The sequence below is a fragment of the Aliiroseovarius sediminis genome (genome assembly GCF_022678485.1).
GTDB classification, from domain to species: Bacteria; Pseudomonadota; Alphaproteobacteria; order Rhodobacterales; family Rhodobacteraceae; genus Aliiroseovarius; species Aliiroseovarius sediminis.
Window position 1 is genome coordinate 277,482 of sequence record NZ_JALBYP010000035.1, and the last position, 23,669, is coordinate 301,150.

Sequence of the window (23,669 nt, forward strand, 5' to 3'; positions counted from 1 at the left end):
GTCGCGTAGGGTCATGATCATGAACAACCAACAGGGGGTCATGATGAGACACACATTCGCAATCCTAACGGGCGTCGCCTTGGCGTTCGCGCCTGCCGCCAGCATGTCGCAAGAGGCGGCGATCTACAGTGGTATGGACCGCATTCATCCCGCTTGGGCGAAAAACGGCATGGTCGTCGCGCAGGAAGAAGTCGCCGCCGAAATCGGGCGCGACATACTGGCGGCCGGGGGCAATGCCGCCGATGCAGGTGTCGCGGTCGCCTTTGCGCTGGCAGTGACCTTGCCACGCGCGGGCAACCTTGGCGGGGGCGGCTTCATGATGATCCATGACGCTGAGACCGGCGAAACCAAGGCTATCGACTATCGCGAGATGGCCCCGCAAAGCGCCGACCGCGATATGTTTCTGGATGAAGAAGGCAACGCCGACAGCCAGAAATCGCGCTTCACCGGCCTTGCCACGGGCGTGCCGGGCACGGTCGCCGGGATGCAGATGGTGCTGGATGAATACGGCACCATGACCATGGCCGAGGTCATCGAACCCGCCATCCGCCTCGCCCGTGATGGCATCACCGTGACCGCGGATCTGGCCGACAGCCTGATAGGGCTTGAGGACCGGTTGAAGGCATGGCCGTCGTCCCAGGCGATCTTCTACAAGGAAGATGGGTCATTCTATGCGCCCGGCGACACTCTGGTTCAGTCCGATCTGGCCGCGACCCTGCAAAGCATCTCCGATCAGGGTCCAGATGGTTTCTACACTGGTGAAACCGCGCAAGCCATTGTGGATGCGGTGCAAGCTGCTGGCGGGCGTATCACGATGGAAGACATGGCCGGATACAAGGCGCTGAGCCGCGAGCCGGTCAGCGGCACCTATCGCGGCTATGAAATCGTGTCGATGCCGCCCCCGTCCTCGGGCGGGATTCACATCATCCAGATCCTGAACACGTTGGAAGAGTATCCCATCGGCTTCCTTGGCCACAATTCGTCCGAAACCATTCACCTGATGGCCGAAGCGATGAAACGTGCCTATGCCGACCGTTCGGAATATCTGGGCGACCCGGATTTCTATGATGTGCCGCAGGCTGAACTGACCTCAAAAGACTATGCGCGCGATATTCGCGATGACATCTCTCTGGCCCGTGCAACTCCGTCCGATCAGATCAAACCGGCCGATCTGACGCCCTATGAAAGCGATCAAACCACACATTATTCGATCGTGGACAAGGACGGCAACGCGGTGTCGAACACCTATACGATCAACTTTTCCTATGGGTCGGGCATGGTTGCCGATGGCACCGGCGTTCTGATGAACAACGAAATGGACGATTTCGCAGCGAAACCCGGCGTCATGAACGCCTATGGATTGATCGGCGGGGACGCAAACGCCGTCGAACCCGGCAAACGCCCGCTGTCGTCGATGAGCCCGACGCTGGTCACGAAAGACGGCAAGGTGTTCATGGTCACCGGCAGCCCCGGCGGGTCGCGCATCATCACCACGGTTCTTCAGATGATCATGAACGTGATCGACCACGGCATGAACGTCGCAGAAGCCACCGTCGCACCGCGCATCCACCACCAATGGCTGCCCGAAGTGCTGCGCGTCGAAGAAGGTCTGAGCCGCGACACAATCGCAGCCCTTGAAGCCAAGGGTCACGTGGTCGAGGTCATGTCGACCATGGGCTCGGCCCAGTCGATTGTCGTGGACGAGGAAGACGGGCTGTTGCTGGGCGGGGCGGACACGCGCCAGACCAGCTCGGCCGCGCGCGGTTATTGACCACTCAGGCAGGCGGGTTTCGACCTGCCTGCCTCACTGCCCGGCGCGTGCCGGACCGCCAGGACTTGCACCCAAAAGGTGCTGGGCGGGATACTGGGCTTTCAGCTGACCAATGGCGACCCCGGAAGGACTCGAACCCTCAACCTGCTGATTAGAAGTCAGCCGCTCTATCCAGTTGAGCTACGGGGCCGCACGACGAAGCCTTACCCCCGGCGCAGCCCCCCTTTCAACCGTAAAACGACGGATCAGCCTCTGATCTGCTTGGCAACCACCCACGACACCGGCAGCGCGACGATAAAGCCTGCGACGGCGGCATAGATGATCGGCTGCGCGGTATCCATGCCGACGGTCAGCGCGGCGATGATGAAAATCCCGGCGAGCGTTGCGCCAAGCAGGATATAGATGACAGCGGCGAGGCGGAACATGGCATTCTCCTTCGATACATTCGCGAATACGCACGTTTTGTGGACCGAGGACCGCCGCGCCTCTTTGATCTGGATCAGTCGCCGATCATTGCTTTTGCGACAAAGTAGCTCACTGGCAACCCGACCACGAAGCCGACGCCCGCTGCGCCCAGCAAGGGCCACAGGCCGGACACGCCGTTGACCAGCGCAACCACGACCAGAACCGAGGCCAGCGTGGACCCGATGATCCCGTAAAATGTCATGACGATCTTAAAAAGCGGTGAGCGCATCAGGGGCCTCCTTGCCGGGCGACATAGCCGACTGGCCCCGCCCTGCCTACTTCTTCTTCACGAACTGCGTCAGAATGACAATGCGCTGCCCTTCCACGCGACCCTCGATATGCTCGGGATTGTCCGCCACAAGGCTGATCCCGCGCACCGCCGTGCCGCGTTTCGCCGTGAACCCCGCGCCCTTCACGGGCAGGTCCTTGATCAACACCACGTTGTCGCCCTGCTCAAGCGTCGCCCCATTGGCATCCTTGTGACTGGACGCGGCGGCGACATTGTCGACCCACGCCTGCGTGTCCTCGTCCAGATACACTTGGTCCAGCAAATCCTGCGCCCACGGGGCATCCAACCGCTTCAACATCCGCACAGACAACACCTGAACCGCCACATCCTCGGACCACATCGAGGACGCAAGCCCCCGCCAATGGTTTTCCTCCGGCGTGCCGTCGATCTGGGCGGCGCAGGTGGCGCAAATGTCAGCCGAGGCGTCCGCGGGTCCGCCGGGGACGGGGAAGGAAGATAGAGGGGCGGCTGAGGCGCAGAGGGGGCAGGTCATGGGGGCTCCTAGGTTGGGTGGTGGAGCTATAGGTGGGAATGGAGTGGAGGGGAAGGGGAGTGGTCGGGGCGGCCTAGAGGCGAAACTTGCCCGCTTTCTTGGCAGGTAAGAAGCTTTATTCATCAAGCGGGTCAGCAACATTTTTGATTTCAGCGACATCAACCAAGATAGCGGCTGCAGCAACACCTGAAAACACTGCATACAGGAAAACAGTAAAGCCAATGAATGATAGCCAACCATTAGGCCATGCGACAACGCAAAAAGAAAGGGTGAGCGCGGCAAATTGAACTAAGAGAAAGTGGAAAAAAGCAGCAACAACCTTAAGAAAGAAGCTTTGGTCACCTCCTTCTTGCATTACAGCAAGGAAGGCGCCTTTTGTTAGTGCGAGAAATATCGCGATCGCACCGAGGGAAAAGGCGGTAAGTCCAGGAAGAACCGAAATTGCAAGCCCTGTCCAGAGAACTGTTGCCTCTGGTTCGGTGGGAATGAGCCACAAGGGATTCAATAGAATCGATAAAAGGACAGCGGCCCATAGATACCCAGAGGAAAGAAGGGAGGCCAATCCCCCGTAAGCTTTCCAATAGGTTACAATTGCGGACAATCTAAATCTCCTGAGCCAAGGTGCGAAGCACGCCAACACTGCTATCTTCCGCAGCCATCGTTTTCTCGATTATAGTTGGACGCTGTGTTGTATCGATTATTTTCTTATGTCCTTCAGTATCTACACCTGTTGCTACAACTTTGCCATTCTCCGCGCCAACTTCGATTTCTGCTCTAAGTTCGTCATCAATTTCAATAGTTTCGACAGATTTTGCCTTGGTGTATTCTGACTTCTGTTTATTAATCCCTTGTCGCTTAAGCCTTTCAATTAGAATTCTTTTTTCCTGTGACAGATCATCACCTGAATTGGGAAGCGAGAAGCCCAACGAAATTTTTTTCACGACGGCTAACTCGAATATCTGTTCGATTGTGTCATGTTCAGGCAGCACTGTTACGCTCAAATCGATGCCTAAATCTGCCGCAGTCGCAACAAGCACCTTCTGCAGCGCCTTGCCAAGCGAAGAGGGTGTAATAAGATCGCCCTCATCATTCTTAAACTCACAGAAAAGTAAATGATCTGCTTCCCTAAAGGTAAAAGAAAACACCTTTGAAGGGAAACCGAACCCCTCAGCATCGTCATTCAACAAACTTGCCAGATCTTGCCGCTCTAGGGATGACGTTTCGATGGCCTTGCCCTTGAGCTCGTGCCAAATTGCAATTCGACCATGGAAGAAACCATCTTGGGATGGCGACGGTTTTCCAACTTTGGCGAACCAGTTGCGGCCATACGGTCGCCCTTCCGCTTCAGCGGCCTTACTAAAAATTTTATGGTAGATACCATCTGGGTGCGGGTTAGCTGCTACATTGAGCACTGTAAACTTCGCAATTCTCGCTCGCATTTTTATACCTCAACAGAAAATTTCTTTCACTTCACCAAAATCCCTATGAGATTTCTACTCATAATTGTATGAGTGGGTGACTTTTTTTGACTGAGACTCCCTGCAAGTCAGGGTACCGCTGGATATGGAGCAAGCACAGCAAAGTAGCCGCACCGGCGTGCGCACGCGATTTGCTTTGCAATTCGCTGCCGCGCACTGCGCGCATAAGTTGGCCGACTTTTAGTCGTCCATCTTAAGCGCGCTAATAAACGCTTCCTGCGGGATGTCCACTTTCCCGAATTGGCGCATTTTCTTCTTACCGGCTTTCTGCTTCTCCAGCAGTTTCTTCTTCCGGGTCGCGTCTCCGCCGTAACATTTCGCGGTCACGTCTTTGCGCAGGGCGGACAGCGTCTCGCGCGCGATGACCTTACCGCCAATCGCCGCTTGGATCGGGATTTTGAACATGTGGCGGGGGATCAGGTCTTTCAGTTTTTCAACCATCGCGCGGCCACGCATTTCGGCGCGGTCGCGGTGCACCATGGTGGACAGCGCATCTACGGGTTCGTCATTCACAAGGATCGACATCTTGACCAGATTATCCTCGCGATAGCCCAGTATTTGATAGTCAAACGATGCGTAACCCTTTGTTACGGATTTCAGGCGATCATAGAAGTCGAACACTACTTCATTCAAGGGGAGGTCATAGACAACCATCGCGCGCGACCCGGCATAGGTCAGGTCCAGCTGGATGCCCCGGCGGTCCTGGCACAGTTTCAGCACGTCGCCCAGATATTCGTCGGGCACAAGGATCGTCGCTTTGATCCGCGGCTCCTCCAAATGATCGACGGTTGAGGGATCAGGCATGTCGGCAGGGTTGTGCAGTTCGAACTGTGTGCCGTCTTTCATAAACACGTGATAGATCACGCTTGGCGCGGTCGTGATCAGCTCGATGTCATATTCACGTTCGATCCGGTCGCGGATCACCTCAAGGTGCAAAAGACCAAGGAAACCACAGCGGAAGCCAAAGCCCAACGCGGCCGAGGTCTCCATCTCATAGCTGAACGACGCATCGTTCAGGGCAAGTTTTTCAATGCTGTCGCGCAGGTCTTCAAATTCTGCTGTGTCCACAGGGAACAGGCCACAGAACACCACCGGCTGCGCCGGCTTGAAGCCCGGCAACGCATTGGTCGTGCCTTTCTTCTCATGCGTGATCGTGTCACCCACCCGCGTGTCGCGCACCTGCTTGATCGAGGCGGTCAAAAAACCGATCTCTCCCGGTCCCAGCTCGTCGACCGGTTTCATAAGCGGGGTAAACACACCTACGCGGTCCACCGGATAGACGGCGTTTGTCGACAACATGCGAATACGCTCGCCCTTTTTCAGCTTGCCGTCGATCACGCGGATCAGGACGATCACACCCAGATAGGCGTCATACCAACTGTCGACCAGCATCGCCTTCAACGGCGCGTTAGGGTCGCCTGTTGGCGCGGGTAGGTGCTGCACGATGGCTTCCAGCGTTTCGCGAATGCCCTGACCGGTTTTGGCCGACACCTGAATGGCACCCGACGCGTCGATGCCGATCACATCCTCGATCTGTTCTGCCACGCGGTCGCAGTCGGACGCGGGCAAGTCGATCTTGTTCAGGATCGGCACGATCTCGTGATCCGCGTCGATGGCCTGATACACATTGGCCAGCGTCTGCGCCTCGACACCTTGGGTCGAATCCACAACCAGCAGCGACCCTTCAACCGCCCGCATTGACCGGCTGACCTCATAGGCGAAATCGACGTGGCCGGGGGTGTCGATCAGGTTCAGAACGTAATCCTGCCCGTCATCGGCGGAATACTCTATCCGCACCGTATTGGCCTTGATGGTAATGCCGCGCTCCCGCTCGATATCCATGCTGTCGAGCATCTGCTCTTTCATGTCCCGCAAAGAAACGGTGTTTGTCTCCTGAATCAAGCGGTCAGCAAGCGTGGATTTCCCATGGTCGATATGCGCGACGATCGAGAAATTGCGGATGTGTTTAAGGTCAGTCATGAGAGAGGGATATGAGGGGGAAATAGGGTTTGGTCAATGGCGTTGATGTGATTGCGCGGCGTTATCGCAAATGCTCGGTATTCCCCCGGCGCGCCTTGCCGCGATCTCACCGGCAATACCTTTCATTTTAACATCGTTCTGAATATAAAACTCGACCGCATCCGCCTGATCCCGGCCACAAGCATTAGGTTTGCTTTCATGAAGCGATCAAACGTGGACAGGTCGGCGACAACGACGCGCAGGACGATGTCGCGGTTGCCGCTCATCAGGTGGCATTCCATGACCTCTTGTATGCGCGATACGTCTCGTTCGAACCGGGTCAGCGCAGGCGCGGATCTGATTTTCACAAAGATAGACTCCGCCCGCGTCTTCGCGGCAAAGATGTCATTTGGTGCAAAAACAGTCGGGCTGGATAAGGTCTATGGCATGGACGCCGGTATTCTCGCTCCATGCGCCATTGGCCGCAGCCTGAAGGCCAACACGATCGCACAATTGCGGGTGAAGGCGGTGACTAAGGGGCAAACAACCGACTTGCAGCCCCGCATGACGCCAATCTTCTGGCGCAAAGCGGAATGCTGGATGCGCCCGACTTCGTGGCCAACGGCGGCGGTATCATCAATGTGGCAACCGAGGTCTTGCAGATCGAAAACCGTCAGGACTGGGTTGGCCGCAAACTTGCTGCGCTGGACGATACGATGGAAGCAATCTTAGCCACGGCGGCAAAAAGAGGGATCAGTCCGGCAAGCATCACTCAGGACATGGTGGCCCGAAACATCAAAGCCCACGCGGCTGTAGCCCCCTTTGCCTTGGCAGCATTGCGGCGGCCCGCGCAACGTCCTAACCTTTGACAAGCCAACAGAACAATAATCGAAAGCCCATGACTGCAGCTGCCGACATTCTGACAATCACGCTGAACCCTGCGCTGGATATCTCGACCGGGGTAGACGCGGTGCGACCGGACGAAAAGCTGCGCTGCGACGCGCCGCTTTTAGATCCCGGCGGCGGCGGCATCAATGTCGCCCGTGCAATCCGACTGTCAGGTGGATCGGCCACTGCGTTTGTCGCGCTGGCGGGGTTTCGCGGTCAGCAACTGGCCGCGCTGCTAAAAGCCGAAGGTGTGCCGATGATCCCCTTCTCGCTGAATGGCGAAACCCGCATGTCACTGGCTGTCAGCGACCGGCAGGATGGCACCCAATTTCGGTTTGTGATGCCCGGCCCGGCTTGGTCCGACACCACCCTTGCTGCGCTTTGCGATCAGCTTTCGCAAGTGATTGCTGCGAATACGCACGTGGTCCTGTCCGGATCGCACCCGCCCGGTGTCCCCGACGATTTCCCGAAAATGCTGGCCGGCATCACACGCGCCAAGGGGGCGGTGCTAACGCTGGACACATCAGGTGCGGCATTATCAGTGCAGACGACACGCGACGGCGCCATGGCAGATATCCTCAGACTCGATAACGCAGAAAGCGAGACTTTGGCCGGCCGCGCACTTTCCAACCTTGCCGATGTCGCGACGTTTGCTCAGTCGATTGTATCAGATGGGCATGCAAGGGCGGTCGTGCTGGCGTTGGGCGCGAAAGGGTCGGTTTTGGCGACGGCCGATCAAATCTTACATGCCGCGACGCCGCCTGTCCCGGTGGTCAGCAAGGTCGGCGCGGGTGACAGTTTCGTAGGCGCATTCACCCTTTCGCGCGCCAAGGGCGACGACTGGTCCGAGGCGCTGCGCCACGGCACCGCCGCTGCCAGCGCCGCAGTGATGAGCCCCGCCACCGATCTGTGCCGCCCCGATGATCTGCGCAGCCTGTTGCCGCAGGTCAAGATCACGAAGCTGTGAACAGCAATGGAAATTGCATCAAACTGTAAAAGAAGGTATCTTGTAACCGGAACGGGCGCCAAAGACCCGTCATAGACCGAGGCAGATTTTTACGAGGACAGCAATGAAACGGGTTCTTCTTTCACTTGCGCTGATCACAGTCATCTTTCCCAGCCAAGCCGCATTCGCAGGCAGCTCGATCGAACGGGCCTGCCTAAGCGCCGACCGCGCCAACGCTTCGCGCGCGCTGTGTGGCTGCATCCAAAACGTGGCCGACGCAATGTTGACCAACCGCGAACGCGCAATGGTAGCCAAATTCTTTAAAGACCCGCATCGAAGCCAGGCAACGCGGCAATCGGACCGTCGCTCGGACGAACGGTTCTGGCAGAAATACAAGCGGTTCGGGCAAGCCGTGACCTCTAACTGTCGCCGCTGATCAACCCGCTAGATCGGCCAACAATCCGCGCGCGGCGGCTTCCACAAGGTCCAGCGTCTGATCAAAATTTCGCGTGAAATACGGGTCGGGCACGTGGTCCATCCCCGTATCGGGCGCGAAATCCGTAAACAGTGCGACGCGCGTGGTCGCTTCCGCGGGGCGCAATTTCTCGATATCGGACAGGTTGCTGTCATCCATGGCGATGATTAGGTCAAACTGCTTGAAATCGGCGGGCGTGAACTGGCGCGCCCTAAGCGTTGACAAATCGTAACCACGGGCGCGCGCGGCGTCTTGCATCGGCCCATAGGGCGGATTGCCCACATGCCAGTCTGATGTCCCTGCGCTGTCAATCTGAACGTGTAGGTCGGGGTGGTCGGTGGCCAAAGTGCGAAACACGCCCTCGGCGGTGGGGGAACGGCAAATATTGCCCAGACAAACGAAAAGGATGCGGTGATTCATGGGGCTGTTCTAGCCTTTGCACCCTTGCGTGTCACGCCTATCGAAGACTCGGCGGGCGTAGCTTCGCCCACCGCCTTTTACCTTCTTGCAAACCTATACCATCGGGGTCAAAACCGCGCCATGTCACGCCTTAAACCTTATGCCATGTCCTGCCCTGTGTCCCTGTCACTTGACCTTCTGGGCAACCGTTGGGCGTTGCTTGTACTGCGCGAACTTCATGCGGGTCCAGCCAGCTTCGCACAGATCAGGGGCGGATTGCCGGGCATTGCCACCAACATGCTGTCGGCACGCCTGACCGAGCTGTGCAACGCGGGGCTGATTTCCAAGACCCGTCGTCTCTATGCGTTGACAGACGCCGGATTATCGACCCGCGCGATCTTGTTTGAACTTGCCCGCTTCGGCCGCAGCTTACCCGCGCCCGACGCACCTTCGGACCCCGACGGCATATCGCATCGCGCCGTCGTTTTTGCCGGGGCCATCGAACGCGCCGCTGGCCCTCTTGACGACATTCGCGCACAAATCACCCTGAACGGCGAACCCTTCGCCCTGACCGTCTCAGGCGGGCGCGTGGCGTTGCAGGCCGGGCCGATGCCCCTTGCCCCGGTAGAGCTCGCGTTTGAATGGTCGGATGTCGAAGCGGTGGCGCGTGGCGACCAACGCGTCGCCCATTTCGTCGCCGAGCGTGAGATCGCCGCCGAAGACCCCCTTCAGGTCGCCGCTCTGTTGGACCTTCTACAAAAGGCCATGGATATCTACGGAGGTTTCAAGTGACGCGGATCGTGATCCTGACCGGTGCTGGTATTTCTGCCGAAAGCGGGCTGGGCACCTTTCGCGACCAAGATGGGCTTTGGACCAAGTACGACCTGGACGAGGTCGCGACCCCCGAAGGCTTCGCCCGCAATCCCGACCTGGTTCACGCATTCTATAACGCCCGGCGCACCAATTGCCGTTCAGCGCAACCAAACACCGCCCACGAGGCGTTGGCGAAGCTGCAATCTGCCCATTCTGACGACGTCACCATTGTCACGCAGAACGTCGATGACCTGCATGAACGCGCGGGCTCGACCGATGTCATTCACATGCATGGCAATCTGAACGGCGCGCTATGTGCCGGGTGCGATCACCGCTGGCCTGCGCCACTGGAAATGTCGTCCGCGGACCTCTGCCCCGCTTGCGGAAATGGGTCAACCCGACCTGATATTGTGTGGTTCGGTGAAATGCCCTATGCCATGGACGAGATTTACCAGCATCTCACCGAGGCCGACCTGTTCGTCGCCATTGGCACCTCTGGAAATGTCTATCCCGCCGCAGGCTTCGCCGCCGAGGCCCGCGCCGCCGGGGTTGAAACATTGGAGCTAAACCTCGAACCATCCGCCACAGCCGGCGTGTTTGACAAAAGTCGCCACGGTCCGGCCACGGCGATCGTACCGCAATGGGTGGCCGAAGTTCTGAGAGCCCAAAAAAAAGCGTGACCGCACCTTAACAGGTGCGGTCAACAAACGACGATTAACTCCTGCTTCGTTACGGCATCAGTTGGTCTGCGTGCTGCCCTGCTTCTTCTGGCCACCACCCATCTTGCCGTGATCCATCTTGCCTTTCTGCATACCGCCACCCATCGGGTTGCGGGTCAGATCAACCGGGATTTCGACTGTCATCTCGCCTGCTTTTTCAAAAACCAGCGTAACGTTGATGGTCGATCCATCCTCAAACGGTTGGTTCAGGCCCATGAACATCACGTGATCGCCGCCGCGCTCAAGTGCATGCATGCTGCCAGCGCCGACCGGAAAGCCGTCTTCGACTTCCATCATCTGCATCACACCTTCGGCGCTTTCCTTGTGGGTGTGCAGCTCGACACGCTTTGCCACATCCGATTTTGCGGCGATCAGGCGGTCATCTTCCTCGCCTTGGTTCATGATCTGGAAGAACGCGGCACCCGCCATCGCGTTCGGGCCAGAGGCGCGGGCATAGGCGTCCTCAATCACAATCTCGCCCTCTGCCATGGCAGGCAGCGCGAACAGGGTGGCCGCAGTCGCGGCAAGAATGGTTTTCATAGGGGACATGGTTGTATTCCTTTGGTCCGTCGTTGAGTTGGTCTGCTAAGCTGGGGTCAAGCCAGCAAAGGCGGACCACGCGCTGACGGCGTCAGTTCCGTGCGACCGCCAAGCGACGCGGCCCGCACCGGGCCGATCCGCGCCAACAGCTGCTGAACAGGCATGTGTATCATGGGCACAAAGAACTCGGCCGCAAACATCTGAGCGCCATCGGGACACAGATGAACCGAATCGACGGGCTCACCATCCGGGCCAATAGTCATTGTTACCATCCCAAGGCCCGTGCAGATCACCATATCGATGGCAGAACCCATATCTGGGCTGCTACCACGCGCATGCGCCAGCGAAAAACTCGCCGCGGTCAGCACCAAAGCCAGAAGATATGCAGTGAAAGCGCGCAACATAGGATAGGGCTAAGCCGCTTTTCCATCCTGCACAAGCGACAAAACGTAACAGATGAAAACAAGCTAAAACCGCCCAAAGCAGCTAAGCTCGGGCGGTTCAAATCCGGTCAAACCGGGGCACGAGGGCTCAGGCAGTTGCCAAAGCCTTCGCGACGTCTTTCTTGATTTTCAGCGCGTTGGCCGACAACTCGACATCTTTGGCCTTCGCCAGAAACGCATCCAGACCGCCACGGTGATCCACCGACCGCAAAGCCGCTGCAGAGATACGCAGCTTGAACCCACGGTCCAGCGCTTCGGACTGCAACGTCACATCGTTCAGGTTCGGCAGAAACCGGCGGCGGGTTCTGTTTTTCGCATGGCTGACATTGTTGCCAGTCATCGGGCCTTTTCCGGTCAGTTCGCAAACGCGCGACATGGCTCTTTCCTTGCTCTATCGGGCTGGATTGGTGAGGTTCTCAGCACGCCCTCGCGCCGCTCACGTCCAGCCGGTCAATACAAACGGGCGCCGCAGTGGCAGCGCCCCAAATTCCGTTCGCGGTGAATAGACGCCTTCCATAGGCGCGTCAAGTGACTCTTGCCCCGTTTCATACAGGAATTTACGCGAACCCACCAGAACCCGTAAAGCCCGTTTCTTCTGGCCCAAAATATCCTGGGGTGAATGCGCGCAGCGCAGAGGGGCAAAGCCCCTGCCACGCCCAGCCCCTATACTTCGGCTAAAAATCCGCCTGATTGCCGCTCCCACAACCCAGCATAAATGCCGCCCTGCGCCAGAAGTTCATCATGACTACCGCTTTCGATGATCTGCCCTTCGTCCAGCACGACGATCCGATCCATCTGCGCAATTGTGGACAGTCTGTGGGCGATGGCAATCACGGTCTTGCCTTCCATCATCCCGTAAAGCGTCTTCTGAATAGCCGCCTCCACTTCACTGTCCAAAGCCGAGGTCGCCTCGTCCAACACAAGGATCGGCGCATCCTTCAACATGACCCGTGCAATGGCAACACGCTGACGTTGCCCCCCAGACAATTTCACCCCGCGTTCCCCCACATGAGCGTCATAGCCCCGACGGCCCTGCGGGTCCTCCAGTGTCTGGATGAAGTCATGCGCCTCGGCGCGGCGAGCGGCGGCGATCATCTGGTCTTCGGTTGCATCGGGACGCCCATAAAGCAGGTTCGCCCGGACCGAGCGATGCAGCAGGCTGCTGTCCTGCGTGACCATACCGATCTGTGCGCGCAAACTGTCTTGCGTCACCTCATTCACGCCCTGACCGTCAATCAGAATGCGCCCGCCCTCGGGGTCGCGAAACCGCATCAGCAGATTCACAAGGCTGGACTTACCTGCCCCGGATCGCCCGACCAGCCCGACCTTTTCGCCCGGATGCACCGTTAAAGAGACATCTTCCAGCCCACCCGTTCCCTTGCCGTAATGATGGGTCAGACCGTCAAAAACAATCTTGCCCTCGGTCATCACCAGATCGCGCGCGCCATCCACATCTGTCAGTTCATGTGGCACTGCGATCGACCGCAACCCTTCGCGGATGACACCCATATGTTCAAACAGGCGGATCGTGACCCACATGATCCAGCCAGACATACCGTTCAGGCGGATCACCAGCGCAGACGCAGCGGCGACTTCGCCTACCGACACCTCGCCGACTGACCAAAGCCAAACAGCTGACCCCAGCACGCCGACGATCAGCACACCGTTCAGCAGGTTCAGCCCGAAGCTCAATTCGGTCATCAGACGCAGAAACCGCTGGAACCGCAGACGTAGACGTTTCAGCGAGGACAGCGCATACCGCTCTTCGCCCGACCCTTGGGAAAACAGTTTCACGCTTTCGATATTGGCGTAAGCATCGACGATCCGGCCCGTGACAAGGGACCGGGCATCCGACCATTTCTCGGACGCGACGGACACGCGTTTTGCGATGTAACGGACATACAGGATGTAGAAAACCAGCCAGATTCCCAAAGGCAGCGCCAGCCGTGCGTCGACCTGCCCCAAGATTACCATCGCACTCAGCACATATGTCGTGGCATAGAAAATAGCCTCGAAAAACATATACGTGCTGTCCTCGACCGCCGGGCCAAGCTGCATCACGCGGTTGGACAGCCGTCCAGCAAAATCATTTTGGAAAAACCCAAGCGACTGGCCCAACATATGCCGGTGCGCCCGCCAGCGGACCTGTTCTTGCATATTGCCCGCAAGCGTCTGTTCCAGAAGGAAACGGTTAAGGGTGATGGCAAGCGGTCGGAAAACGATGATGAACACGGCGGCGAACAGCAGCTCGACCCCATGTGTGCCCCAGAAATTTTCAGGCGTGGACATGTTCATCAGATCGACGACACGTCCCGTATAGAAAATAACGCCTGTTTCGATCAAAGCAACCACGATACCGGTTAGCCCCATCCAGATCATCCATTTTCGAAATGGGCCGAATTGCGATTTGAAAAACGCCCAAAGGGTGGCGGGCGGCGTGCCCGTGCCACCGGACGCAAAGGGATCAACGAGGTTCTCAAAAAAACGAAACATGAGGGCGCTCCGTGCGCGTTGAGGCGTAAGATGTGATGGATGGGGCTTGCGACAGCCCGTCAGGACCGCAGCTTACGATCGGTATTTGGTCCTGAAATGGTGCATCCTGCATCTTTCCTTCATGCTGGTCGCGAAACGCTAGCCGAGATGTTAGCGCCGATCAAGACTACTAACACACGTGCACCCATATTCGCCAATGGTGTATTGTGGAGAGGGTCGAAGGGGCGCTGCCCCTCGCGTCTGCGCCGCTCACCCCGGGATATTTCGGGCCAGAAGAAACGTGGGTGGGTTTAGGCGTTGGGCGGTGGGCGCAGGTGGGTAAGGATGTCTTCCGCTGCGCGTGTGGCCGAAATTTGGCCTGCGGCGACCTGCTTTCCCAGTGTTTCGATCCGGGATTTTATATCCGCTTGATCAAGAGCAGACAGCAGGCCGATGCGCACATCTTCTTCGAACCAATGGCGCGCCTGCTGGGCGCGACGTTTATCCCAGTGCCCATGGTCGCGGCGCCAGTCAATCAGTTCACGCATCGCCTGCCATGCCGCTGGCAGTCCGTCCTTGGTGATCGCGGACACCGTCATTGCCTTGGGAAAGCCCTCGGGGTCATAGACGCGTTTACGCAATAGCCGCAACGCGCCCGAATAGTCCGCGCGGGTGCGCAGGGCGGCTTGTTTCAGGTCGCCGTCGGCCTTGTTGATCAGGATGAGGTCGGCGATCTCCATGATCCCGCGTTTTACACCCTGAAGTTCGTCCCCGCCGGCTGGTGCCAGCAACAGCAGGAACAGGTCCGACATTTCAGCCACCATGGTTTCAGATTGGCCGACGCCTACAGTTTCGATCAACACGATGTCAAAGCCTGCTGCCTCGCACAATGTCACGGCCTCTCGCGTTCGGCGCGCGACACCGCCCAGTTGTGATTGCGAGGGCGAGGGGCGGATAAACGCATTCTTCTCGCGGCTCAGGTGCTCCATACGGGTTTTGTCGCCAAGTATCGAGCCGCCCGAGCGAGCCGAACTGGGATCGACCGCCAGCACGGCAACTTTCATGCCTTGTTCGATCAGGAACATGCCGAAGGTCTCGATGAAGGTGGATTTGCCGACGCCCGGCGTGCCGGACAAGCCGATGCGCAAGGCTTGGCGGTTCGACGATGCCAGTTCCTCTAATAGGTCAACAGACTGCTGGCGATGGTCGGCCCGACCGCTTTCCACCAGCGTGATCGCCTGTGCCAGGGCACGTCGTTCGCCTGCAATGACGCGCGTTGCCAGATCCTGAATGTTCATGGTGCCTCCGGTATTTTGCACTTCATGCCGTGCTGGCTGCAGTCTGTCCAGAGGGCGTGCGGGCAGCCGCTTAGTTCTGGACCACACGACGCGGACGCCCGATAAGGGGGCATGTCCGACACGTTGCCCATTCATGACGCGCTGCCCGATCTTTTGTCTGCTCTGAACACGGCGCGACGGGCTGTGCTGATCGCGCCGCCCGGAGCGGGCAAGACGACAGTTGTGCCGCTTGCAATGCTTGAGGCGGGCGCCTTCGACCGCAAGCTGGTGATGCTGGAGCCGCGCCGCCTGGCCGCCCGCGCCGCCGCCGAACGGATGGCGCAAACATTGGGCGAAGCTGTTGGCGAAACCGTAGGTTATCGCATTCGTGGCGAGGCTAAAACCGGCAAGAATACCCGGATCGAAGTTGTTACCGAGGGCATTCTGACCCGAATACTGCAATCAGACCCGTCGCTGGACGAGATCGGCGCGGTAATCTTTGATGAATTTCACGAACGATCTTTGAATGCCGATCTTGGCCTTGCGCTGACATGGGAGGCCGCGCAAGCCTTGCGCGACGATCTGAAGCTGGTCGTTATGTCCGCCACGCTGGACGCAGAGCCGGTCGCTCAGCTCTTGGATCGCGCGCCCATCGTGCGATCAGACGGGCGGGCTTTTCCGGTCGAGACGCGCCACTTGCCCGCCCCTTTGCCGAAAACCGCGCGCCTGCCGGAAGCGACGGCTGATGTCATCCGGCAAGCGCTTGACGAAACCCAAGGCGGTATTCTGGTCTTTCTGCCCGGCGAAGGCGAAATTCGCCGGACCGAAGCCACACTGCGCCCGCATTTGCCTGCCGATTGCCAATTGCTCCCGCTGTTCGGGGCTATGGATTTCGCGGCTCAGCGTGCTGCAATTGCGCCTGCCGTATCTGGCCGAAAGATCGTGTTGGCAACGTCAATCGCAGAAACGTCGCTGACCATTCAGGACATTCGCGTGGTGGTCGATGCGGGCCAATCGCGCCGCGCCCGGTTCGATCCGGGGTCGGGCATGTCCCGACTGGTAACCGAGCGCGTGTCGAAAGCCGAAGCAGAACAGCGCCGGGGGCGCGCGGGTCGGGTCGCGGCGGGTGTGTGCTATCGGCTGTGGACCAAGGGCGAGGAAGGCGGCCTGCCCCCGTTTCCTCCGGCCGAGATCGAGACCGCCGACCTTGCACCTTTTGCCCTTGAACTTGCGCAGTGGGGGGCATCCGATGGTGCCGGTCTGGCTTTTCTGACCCCGCCAAACCCAGGCGTTCTGTCTGAGGCGCAGGCGCTTTTGCGTGCGCTGGGGGCGCTGGATGCGTCCGGGCGGATCACGGCGCATGGTCAGGCCCTGGCAAGCTTGCCGTTGCACCCGCGCCTTGGGCATATGTTGACGACCGCCGGGCCACATGCCGCCGACCTTGCAGCCCTTTGGGGCGAGCGTGACCCCCTGCCCCGCCATGCGCCGCGCGACTTGTCCTTGCGGCTTGAGGCCATTCGCAACCCCAAGACATTCGAAGCACGGCGCGGTCTTACGCCGAGCCGAGGCGCCATTGAACGGATCCGCGCTGAATCGCAGCGCCTGCGCAAGCGCGTACAACCAGGCTACTCTGCGCTGACCGACGCGCAGATGGCCGCGCTGGCCTATCCTGATCGGATTGGGCTGCGCCGCCCGGGCGACACCCCTCGGTTCATTCTGTCTGGCGGCAAGGGTGCTGTGATTGACGAAAGCGACCCGCTTGCCGGCGCCCGTTTGGTCATCGTCACCGACACCGACGGCAACCCGCGCGAAGCGCGCATCCGACAAGCCATCCAGATCAGCGAAGCTGAGCTGCGCGAGCTGTTTCCCGATCAGATCGCTTGGGTCGATCACTGCGCATGGTCAAAGCGCGATGGGCGTGTGGTGGCCCGCCAGCAGGAAAGGCTGGGCGCGGTGGCTCTGGATGACCGTATGTGGAAAGATGCCCCCACCGAAGCCATAGCCCGCGCAATGCTGGACGGGGTGCGCGATTTAGGTCTGCGCCCGTCAGGCGCCGCGCGCCGGTTCATTGCACGGGTGGAACTTCTGCGCCAAAGTGGCGCGGACCTGCCCGACATGTCCGACGCCGCCTTGCTGGAAACGCTCGAATATTGGCTACTGCCGCATCTGACCGGCGTCAAAACCGCTACCGACTGGAAACGCTTCGACCTGCTCGCCCCCCTGCGTACGCGTTTGGACTGGTCGCAAATGTCGCTGCTTGATCGCAAAGCACCTGCCCATTTCACCACGCCGATGGGCCGAAAAGTCCCCATCGACTATTCGGGCGAGGCCCCCGAAATCAGCCTGCGCCTGCAAGAGATGTTCGGAACAACCCGCCACCCAAAGATCGGCAACACCCCCCTGCGTGTCATCCTTTTATCGCCCGCAGGGCGACCGGTACAGACCACGACGGACATCCCGAATTTCTGGGCGACGAGTTATCAGGACGTGCGCAAGGACATGCGCGGGCGTTACCCGAAACATCCTTGGCCCGACGACCCCACGCAGGCCGACCCCACACTGCGCGCCAAACCGCGAAAAAAGTGAACTTCTCGGCGTGAAACGGTCGGAAATGACCGTTTCTCTGCCGTTTACTTGCAATTTACCGGCAATGTCCCATATTCATATGGTTACAAAATAAATCGAGCGGAAAGCTCGTAGAACGCGCAGGTAGAAAATGACATCATTACTTAAACAGGCCTGGGAAGAGGTCTTTACGCCATTATTTCAACGCCCAAATCGGGTGCAAGTCGCAGCCTTGTGCTATCGCGGCAAGGGCGACGATAAAGAGGTTTTGCTGATCACATCACGCGGCACTGGCCGGTGGATATTACCCAAAGGCTGGCCAATGGACGGGATGGACGCCGCCGAAGCCGCCCGCGAAGAAGCCTGGGAAGAAGCAGGCGTGGCCGAAGGCCAGCTGAACCGCGCGCCCATCGGCGCATTTGCTTCGGAAAAAGAAATGGACCACGGCGGCATCGCCCAATGCACGACCTCGGTTTTTCCTCTGAAGGTCGTGAAGCTTGTCGATGATTTTCCCGAAGCTGGCGAACGCAAACGAACCTGGGTGACAGCCGATCAAGCGGCCGAGATGGTCAGGGAAAAAGAACTTCAGGACCTATTGCGCAAATTCTAAGGCGCTGGCCAAGGGCTTTTCGCCACACCCCGGCCGATCCTTAAAGCAATCCACGTCGAATCTGTTGCATTTGAAGGCTCAAGCGTCTAGCGGAAGCGTGAATTGGGGTGTTTCGTCCCAGTCACATGTTACCGCACGAGCCGGGGGAACCGACGATGGGCCAAGACAAACGTGGCAGCCAGTGGCGGACACTCGACAAGGATCTGAACAAGATCAGTCAAGTTGAATATGCCACGCAATACGTTGCCCGCCCACTGGTCGGCCTTGGTATCGCCCTTGCCTTCATCGTGGTCGCAGCCCTTGGGGCGGCGATTTTCTTCGGTCAAACACCAACATCGCTGGTCGTTGTCATAGCAGCCGCCTTTGGCGCTTATATGGCATTGAACATCGGCGCCAACGATGTCGCCAACAACATGGGGCCTGCAGTGGGCGCCAACGCGCTGACTATGGGCGGCGCGATCATCATTGCAATTATCTGCGAAAGTGCCGGTGCCTTGCTGGCCGGGGGGGATGTTGTCTCGACCATCTCGAAGGGCATCATCGACCCAACAGGATTTGATCAGTCACGCACCTTCGTATGGGCCATGATGGCGGCGCTGATTTCGTCTGCGCTTTGGGTAAACCTCGCCACTTGGATCGGTGCACCCGTTTCGACCACCCACGCCGTCGTCGGCGGCGTGATGGGCGCAGGCATCGCTGCGGCCGGCTTCGCAGCTGTCAGCTGGGGCACGATGGGAAAAATTGCGGCGTCTTGGGTGATTTCACCGGTGCTGGGCGGTGCCATCGCCGCGCTTTTTCTGGCCTTGATCAAACAAAAGATCATCTATCAGGATGATAAAATCGCTGCCGCGAAACGCTGGGTGCCGGTGCTGATCGGCATCATGGCTGCAGCCTTTGGGACCTATCTTTCCATCAAGGGCCTGAAACGGATGGTCGAGATTGACATTGGAACAGCGCTATTGATTGGCGCTGTGATTGGCGCTGCTGCCTATTTCGCTTCCGTCCCTCTTATCGCCCGAAAGGCCGAAGGACTTGAAAACCGCACAAAGTCGCTGAAGGCACTTTTCGCCCTGCCGCTGATTTTCTCGGCGGCACTTCTGTCCTTTGCTCACGGCGCAAATGACGTGGCCAATGCGGTGGGCCCACTTGCTGCCATCGTTCATGTGGAGAGCTTCGGAAACTTTGCCGCCACAGTCTCGATCCCCACTTGGGTTATGGTGATCGGCGCCTTTGGTATCAGCTTTGGGCTAATGCTGTTTGGTCCGAAACTCATTCGCATGGTGGGCAGCCAGATCACCAAACTGAACCCGATGCGCGCCTATTGCGTTGCGCTGTCCGCTGCGATCACAGTTATCGTCGCCAGCTGGCTGGGCCTGCCCGTCAGCTCGACCCATATTGCCGTGGGCGGCGTTTTCGGCGTGGGTTTTTACCGCGAATATCATATGGAGCGTCGCCTGCGAGCCACCTCCGCCGCACGCCCCGAGGTAAAACGCATCGCCCCCGAAGAACGCCGCCGCCGCAAACTGGTGCGCCGGTCGCACTTCATGACGATTGTCGCAGCCTGGGTCATCACGGTCCCTGCCGCTGCTGTGATGTCCGGCGTGATCTTTATTCTGCTCAACGCTTTCATGGCTTGAACGACGATCTGAACGTGTCTTTCTTCTGGCCTTAAATATCCTGGGGTAGGTGCCACGCGCAGCGTGACACCGTAGGGGCAAAGCCCCTACCGGATCTGATGCGTCTTACGCGCCCAAACACCACCGCATAACAGCCTTCTGCGCATGCAGGCGGTTCTCGGCCTCGTCAAAGATCACCGATTGCGGGCCATCCATCACGGCGTTCGTCACCTCTTCTTCCCGATGCGCAGGCAGGCAGTGCATGAACAATGCGTCGGGCTTGGCGTGGGCCATCAATTCATCGTTGATCTGATAGGGGCGCAGAAGATTGTGACGGCGTTCGCGCGCTGATGGCGCGTCATGCATCGACACCCACGTGTCGGCCACGACCAGATCGGCCCCGTCAACGGCCTGCACTGGATCACGCACGACCTCGATTGTGGCACCGTTGGCGCGAGCTTCATCTATAAAGACCTGTTCGGGGTCCAGAACACCGGGACCGGTAAACGTCAGGTCGAACCCGAATTGCCCAGCAGCATGCAGGAACGAGGCGCAGACATTGTTGCCATCCCCTGCCCAGACCACCTTCTTGCCGGCAATCGAGCCCCGATGTTCCTCATAGGTCAGGATGTCGGCCATGATCTGACACGGGTGCGAACGATTGGTCAGCCCATTGATGACCGGCACATCGGCATGTTCGGCCATCTCAAGCAACGTTGCTTCCTCAAACGTGCGGATCATGATCATGTCTACATATCGGCTGAGAACGCGGGCGGTGTCGGCCACGGTCTCGCCGTGTCCCAACTGCATCTCGGAGCCGGACAGAACCATTGTCTGCCCGCCCATCTGCCGCACGCCTACATCGAAGCTGACACGAGTGCGGGTCGAAGGTTTTTCAAAAATCAGTGCAACCATCTGGTCTTTCAACGGCTGTTCATCATCCAATGCACCCTTGGGCTGCCCCGCACGCGCCATTTTGATCCGATGCGCTTCAGATATCATGCTGGTCAGATCGGCTTTGTCGGTCTTGTTGATGTCAAGAAAATGTCTCATGTGCTCCGGCCCTCCACAGCCTTGGCAGCGATTTCAAGCCGGCCCACGGCCTCGGCGATGTCGTCGTCTTCAATGGTCAGGGCGGGTAGGATACGCAGCACGTTTTCGCCCGCAGGCACGCACAACACCTGCGCACCATAGCAGGCGCGCAACACCTCGGTGTTGGGCGCATTGCACACCAGACCAAGCATTAAACCAGAACCCCGCACCGAGGCAAAGACATCGGGATGCGCCGCGACCAGACCTTCCAGTTTCTGACGCAGCAGACCGGATTTGCGGCGCACTTCGTCAAGAAAAGCCCCGTCCGACACGATCTGCATGACTTTGACCCCAATGGCACAGGCCAGCGGGTTACCACCATAGGTCGACCCATGTGTGCCAGCCACCATACCGCTTGCGGCGTCTTCGGTCGCCAAAACGGCCCCCAGCGGGAACCCACCGCCGATGCCCTTGGCGACCATCATGATATCAGGCGTGACCCCCGACCATTCATGCGCAAACAGCTTGCCGGTGCGCCCCATACCGCATTGAACCTCATCAAGGATCAACAGGGTGCCAGAGGCATCACAAGCCGCACGGATAGCCTTTAGCTCGTCATCAGGAACGGGGCGGATGCCGCCCTCGCCTTGCACAGGTTCGATGATTACTGCGGCCACATCGCCTTCAGACAACGCATTGGTCAGCCCGTCCAGATCACCGAACGGCAGATGGGTAAAGCCAGGCAGCAAAGGGCCGAAGCCCGCCGTCAGCTTGTCACCCCCTGCCGCCGCAATTCCGGCAGACGACCGTCCATGAAACGAGCCGTCAAACCCGACAATCCGCGCACGATCGGGTTGCGCCTTGTCGTGCCAGTACTTACGCGCCATCTTCACCGCCAATTCGCACGCCTCAGTGCCGGAATTGGTGAAAAAAACCGTGTCCGCGAAGGTCAGATCGACCAGCATGTCCGCCAGTTTTTGCTGTTCGGGAATGGTATAAAGGTTCGACACATGCCACAACTTCGCGCCTTGCGCTGTCAGCACCTCGACCAATTCCGGGTGCGCGTGACCCAACGCGTTGACCGCGATCCCCGCGCCAAGATCCAGGTAACGCTCTCCGCGCTCCGTAATCAGCCAGCTGCCTTGCCCACGCTCGAACGCGAGGTCAACACGGTTATAGGTCGGAAGAAGCGACGGGATCATGTCGGTATCCTTTATAAAAGAAGCCCTTGGGTGCCGTATGGCTGGCTTCAAGTCAACAATTTCAGAAGAGTTTAGCGCAATCGCGCGGAAACAAACGGTGCGGGACGTCAGACGCGGGTGCGTCGGCGTCGGCTGATGGCGTTATGCTGGCGTTTGTTCATGGGGTGGGCTTTACGCCACGGTCCGTCACCTGTCCAGACTTTTTGCGCACCCAGCCTTGATTGATGCGGCATCTGCGCTTGTATCCGCCGCGCCTATGACTAAAATAGACGCTTGTGAATTCACTGGCTATCCGGGCGATCCCGGGGCCAACCCCAAGAACGGGAAAAAATATGTCCTGGACCGACGAGCGCGTTGAAATCCTGAAAAAGATGTGGGGCGAGGGCCAATCTGCCTCGGTCATCGCAAAAGAGCTGGGCGGCGTGACCCGCAATGCCGTGATCGGTAAGGTGCACCGATTGGGCCTGTCGAACCGCTCGGCCGGTGGCACGAAAGCCCCGGGCAAGGAAAAAGCCGCGCCCAAGGTTGCACCCAAACCAAAGGCACCGCCCAAGAAACCCGCACCGAAGAAAGAGCCTGAAACGGCAAAGCCCGCCGCCGAGGCCAAACCGATCCCGGCGCGCAAGCAGATCATTCCCGCAGGCCAACCCCTGCCCCCGCAACCCTCGGCGAACGAGATCAGCCCCGAGGCGTTGGCCTCGGTGCGTGAAATCGAAAAGGGTGCGAAAAAGCTGCATTTAATGGAGCTGACCGAACGGACCTGCAAATGGCCCATCGGTGACCCGGCGACCGACGATTTCTGGTTTTGCGGTCTGCCGGTGCAGCAAGGCAAACCTTATTGCGAAGCGCATGTGGGCGTGGCGTTCCAGCCGATGTCCTCGCGTCGCGACCGAAAACGGTAAGACAGCCACACGGATCGACCAGCCGCTGCCGAACGTAGGCAAGACAACCGGGCCTACCTCTTGGGAAAAGCTTAGGCGATTTTTAGGGCAGTACTGGCCGCACAGACTATCGCGGCCAGTGCCAATTGCCGCACCAAAGCAGACGCGTCGAAAATTGACTGGAATTTGCTTATCGTAAATGGGTTTCAGGCTAGAGAAACAGAGCAAACCGAGGCTATGATCGTTTCGTGATCATGGGTGCGTCGTCTGCGAACAACACACAGACTGTCGTTACCGGGCCGACATAGCCACCACATACGGCCGCGCTACCGCTTA

General features: G+C 58.8%; 25 protein-coding genes and 1 tRNA gene. 10 read left to right on the forward strand and 16 right to left on the reverse strand.

All coding sequences use genetic code 11. The features are described from left to right. The first annotated feature begins 43 nt into the window (after window positions 1-43). Window positions 44-1,771, forward strand: coding sequence for a gamma-glutamyltransferase (gene ggt, locus MN186_RS12815; protein ID WP_242114755.1), 1,728 nt, complete (start codon window positions 44-46; stop codon window positions 1,769-1,771). A gap of 113 nt (window positions 1,772-1,884) precedes the next feature. Here ggt and MN186_RS12820 read toward each other — a convergent pair. From MN186_RS12820 to MN186_RS12855, 8 genes are all read right to left on the reverse strand, one after another. After that, window positions 1,885-1,961: transfer RNA gene (locus MN186_RS12820), tRNA-Arg, on the reverse strand. Window positions 1,962-2,016: 55 nt separating this feature from the next. Further along, on the reverse strand, window positions 2,017-2,196 hold the full coding sequence (locus MN186_RS12825) for a CTP synthetase (RefSeq protein WP_242114756.1): 180 nt from the start codon (window positions 2,194-2,196) through the stop codon (window positions 2,017-2,019). Between the two features lie 74 nt (window positions 2,197-2,270). Further along, window positions 2,271-2,465, reverse strand: a complete 195-nt coding sequence (locus MN186_RS12830; protein ID WP_242114757.1) for a CTP synthetase — start codon at window positions 2,463-2,465, stop codon at window positions 2,271-2,273. Window positions 2,466-2,511: 46 nt separating this feature from the next. Further along, a complete protein-coding gene (locus MN186_RS12835) occupies window positions 2,512-3,018 on the reverse strand; it encodes a PhnA domain-containing protein (RefSeq protein WP_242114758.1) in 507 nt (168 codons plus the stop codon). A 115-nt stretch (window positions 3,019-3,133) separates the two neighbouring features. Continuing rightward, complete coding sequence (locus MN186_RS12840; RefSeq protein ID WP_242114759.1) at window positions 3,134-3,619, reverse strand: hypothetical protein; 486 nt, start codon at window positions 3,617-3,619, stop codon at window positions 3,134-3,136. A gap of 1 nt (window position 3,620) precedes the next feature. Continuing rightward, on the reverse strand, window positions 3,621-4,457 hold the full coding sequence (locus MN186_RS12845) for a DUF4747 family protein (protein ID WP_242114760.1): 837 nt from the start codon (window positions 4,455-4,457) through the stop codon (window positions 3,621-3,623). Window positions 4,458-4,676: 219 nt separating this feature from the next. Beyond that, window positions 4,677-6,476: a translation elongation factor 4 gene (lepA, locus tag MN186_RS12850; RefSeq protein ID WP_242114761.1), complete on the reverse strand. Its 1,800-nt coding sequence runs from the start codon at window positions 6,474-6,476 to the stop codon at window positions 4,677-4,679. A gap of 122 nt (window positions 6,477-6,598) precedes the next feature. Further along, complete coding sequence (locus tag MN186_RS12855; RefSeq protein WP_242114762.1) at window positions 6,599-6,823, reverse strand: Lrp/AsnC ligand binding domain-containing protein; 225 nt, start codon at window positions 6,821-6,823, stop codon at window positions 6,599-6,601. Window positions 6,824-7,048: 225 nt separating this feature from the next. Between MN186_RS12855 and MN186_RS12860 the strand changes: the two genes are divergently transcribed. The 3 genes from MN186_RS12860 (at window position 7,049) to MN186_RS12870 (ending at window position 8,725) form a co-directional block, all read left to right on the forward strand. Next, entirely contained in the window at window positions 7,049-7,324 is a 276-nt protein-coding gene (locus tag MN186_RS12860) for a Rossmann-fold NAD(P)-binding domain-containing protein (RefSeq protein ID WP_242114763.1), read from the forward strand. 29 nt (window positions 7,325-7,353) lie between these two features. Beyond that, entirely contained in the window at window positions 7,354-8,310 is a 957-nt protein-coding gene (locus MN186_RS12865; RefSeq protein WP_242114764.1) for a 1-phosphofructokinase family hexose kinase, read from the forward strand. A 103-nt stretch (window positions 8,311-8,413) separates the two neighbouring features. Further along, window positions 8,414-8,725, forward strand: a complete 312-nt coding sequence (locus MN186_RS12870) for a hypothetical protein (protein WP_242114765.1) — start codon at window positions 8,414-8,416, stop codon at window positions 8,723-8,725. On the opposite strand, the gene MN186_RS12875 is transcribed toward MN186_RS12870, so the two are convergent. Continuing rightward, a complete protein-coding gene (locus tag MN186_RS12875; RefSeq protein WP_242114766.1) occupies window positions 8,726-9,184 on the reverse strand; it encodes a low molecular weight protein-tyrosine-phosphatase in 459 nt (152 codons plus the stop codon). A gap of 120 nt (window positions 9,185-9,304) precedes the next feature. Here MN186_RS12875 and MN186_RS12880 point away from each other — a divergent pair, with 120 nt between their 5' ends. Next, window positions 9,305-9,955, forward strand: coding sequence for a winged helix-turn-helix transcriptional regulator (locus tag MN186_RS12880; protein ID WP_242114767.1), 651 nt, complete (start codon window positions 9,305-9,307; stop codon window positions 9,953-9,955). After that, entirely contained in the window at window positions 9,952-10,656 is a 705-nt protein-coding gene (locus MN186_RS12885; RefSeq protein WP_242114768.1) for an NAD-dependent deacylase, read from the forward strand. The genes MN186_RS12880 and MN186_RS12885 overlap by 4 nt, the downstream gene beginning before the upstream one ends. 57 nt (window positions 10,657-10,713) lie before the next feature. On the opposite strand, the gene MN186_RS12890 is transcribed toward MN186_RS12885, so the two are convergent. From MN186_RS12890 to meaB, 5 genes are all read right to left on the reverse strand, one after another. Further along, window positions 10,714-11,244, reverse strand: coding sequence for a copper chaperone PCu(A)C (locus MN186_RS12890; protein ID WP_242114769.1), 531 nt, complete (start codon window positions 11,242-11,244; stop codon window positions 10,714-10,716). Window positions 11,245-11,291: 47 nt separating this feature from the next. After that, window positions 11,292-11,639, reverse strand: coding sequence for a hypothetical protein (locus MN186_RS12895; protein WP_242114770.1), 348 nt, complete (start codon window positions 11,637-11,639; stop codon window positions 11,292-11,294). Between the two features lie 127 nt (window positions 11,640-11,766). Next, the gene (gene rpmB, locus MN186_RS12900) at window positions 11,767-12,054 is read right to left on the reverse strand and encodes a 50S ribosomal protein L28 (RefSeq protein ID WP_242114771.1); all 288 of its coding nucleotides are present in this window, start codon (window positions 12,052-12,054) and stop codon (window positions 11,767-11,769) included. Window positions 12,055-12,341: 287 nt separating this feature from the next. Continuing rightward, window positions 12,342-14,171, reverse strand: a complete 1,830-nt coding sequence (locus MN186_RS12905) for an ABC transporter ATP-binding protein (protein ID WP_242114772.1) — start codon at window positions 14,169-14,171, stop codon at window positions 12,342-12,344. A 290-nt stretch (window positions 14,172-14,461) separates the two neighbouring features. Then, window positions 14,462-15,448: a methylmalonyl Co-A mutase-associated GTPase MeaB gene (meaB, locus tag MN186_RS12910; protein WP_242114773.1), complete on the reverse strand. Its 987-nt coding sequence runs from the start codon at window positions 15,446-15,448 to the stop codon at window positions 14,462-14,464. 111 nt (window positions 15,449-15,559) lie between these two features. On the opposite strand from meaB, the gene hrpB reads away from it, so the two are divergent. The 3 genes from hrpB (at window position 15,560) to MN186_RS12925 (ending at window position 20,239) form a co-directional block, all read left to right on the forward strand. Next, entirely contained in the window at window positions 15,560-18,013 is a 2,454-nt protein-coding gene (gene hrpB, locus MN186_RS12915; RefSeq protein WP_242114774.1) for an ATP-dependent helicase HrpB, read from the forward strand. Between the two features lie 130 nt (window positions 18,014-18,143). Continuing rightward, window positions 18,144-18,602, forward strand: a complete 459-nt coding sequence (locus tag MN186_RS12920; RefSeq protein ID WP_242114775.1) for an NUDIX hydrolase — start codon at window positions 18,144-18,146, stop codon at window positions 18,600-18,602. A 155-nt stretch (window positions 18,603-18,757) separates the two neighbouring features. Then, window positions 18,758-20,239, forward strand: coding sequence for an inorganic phosphate transporter (locus tag MN186_RS12925; protein ID WP_242114776.1), 1,482 nt, complete (start codon window positions 18,758-18,760; stop codon window positions 20,237-20,239). Window positions 20,240-20,344: 105 nt separating this feature from the next. Here MN186_RS12925 and argF read toward each other — a convergent pair whose 3' ends face one another. Both argF and MN186_RS12935 read right to left on the reverse strand, forming a co-directional pair. Next, the gene (gene argF / locus MN186_RS12930; protein WP_242114777.1) at window positions 20,345-21,271 is read right to left on the reverse strand and encodes an ornithine carbamoyltransferase; all 927 of its coding nucleotides are present in this window, start codon (window positions 21,269-21,271) and stop codon (window positions 20,345-20,347) included. After that, window positions 21,268-22,452 (reverse strand): aspartate aminotransferase family protein, encoded by a 1,185-nt coding sequence (locus MN186_RS12935; RefSeq protein ID WP_242114778.1) that lies wholly within the window; start codon window positions 22,450-22,452, stop codon window positions 21,268-21,270. The genes argF and MN186_RS12935 overlap by 4 nt, the downstream gene beginning before the upstream one ends. Window positions 22,453-22,784: 332 nt before the next feature. Here MN186_RS12935 and MN186_RS12940 point away from each other — a divergent pair, with 332 nt between their 5' ends. After that, the gene (locus MN186_RS12940) at window positions 22,785-23,354 is read left to right on the forward strand and encodes a GcrA family cell cycle regulator (protein WP_242114779.1); all 570 of its coding nucleotides are present in this window, start codon (window positions 22,785-22,787) and stop codon (window positions 23,352-23,354) included. Window positions 23,355-23,669 lie beyond the last annotated feature (315 nt).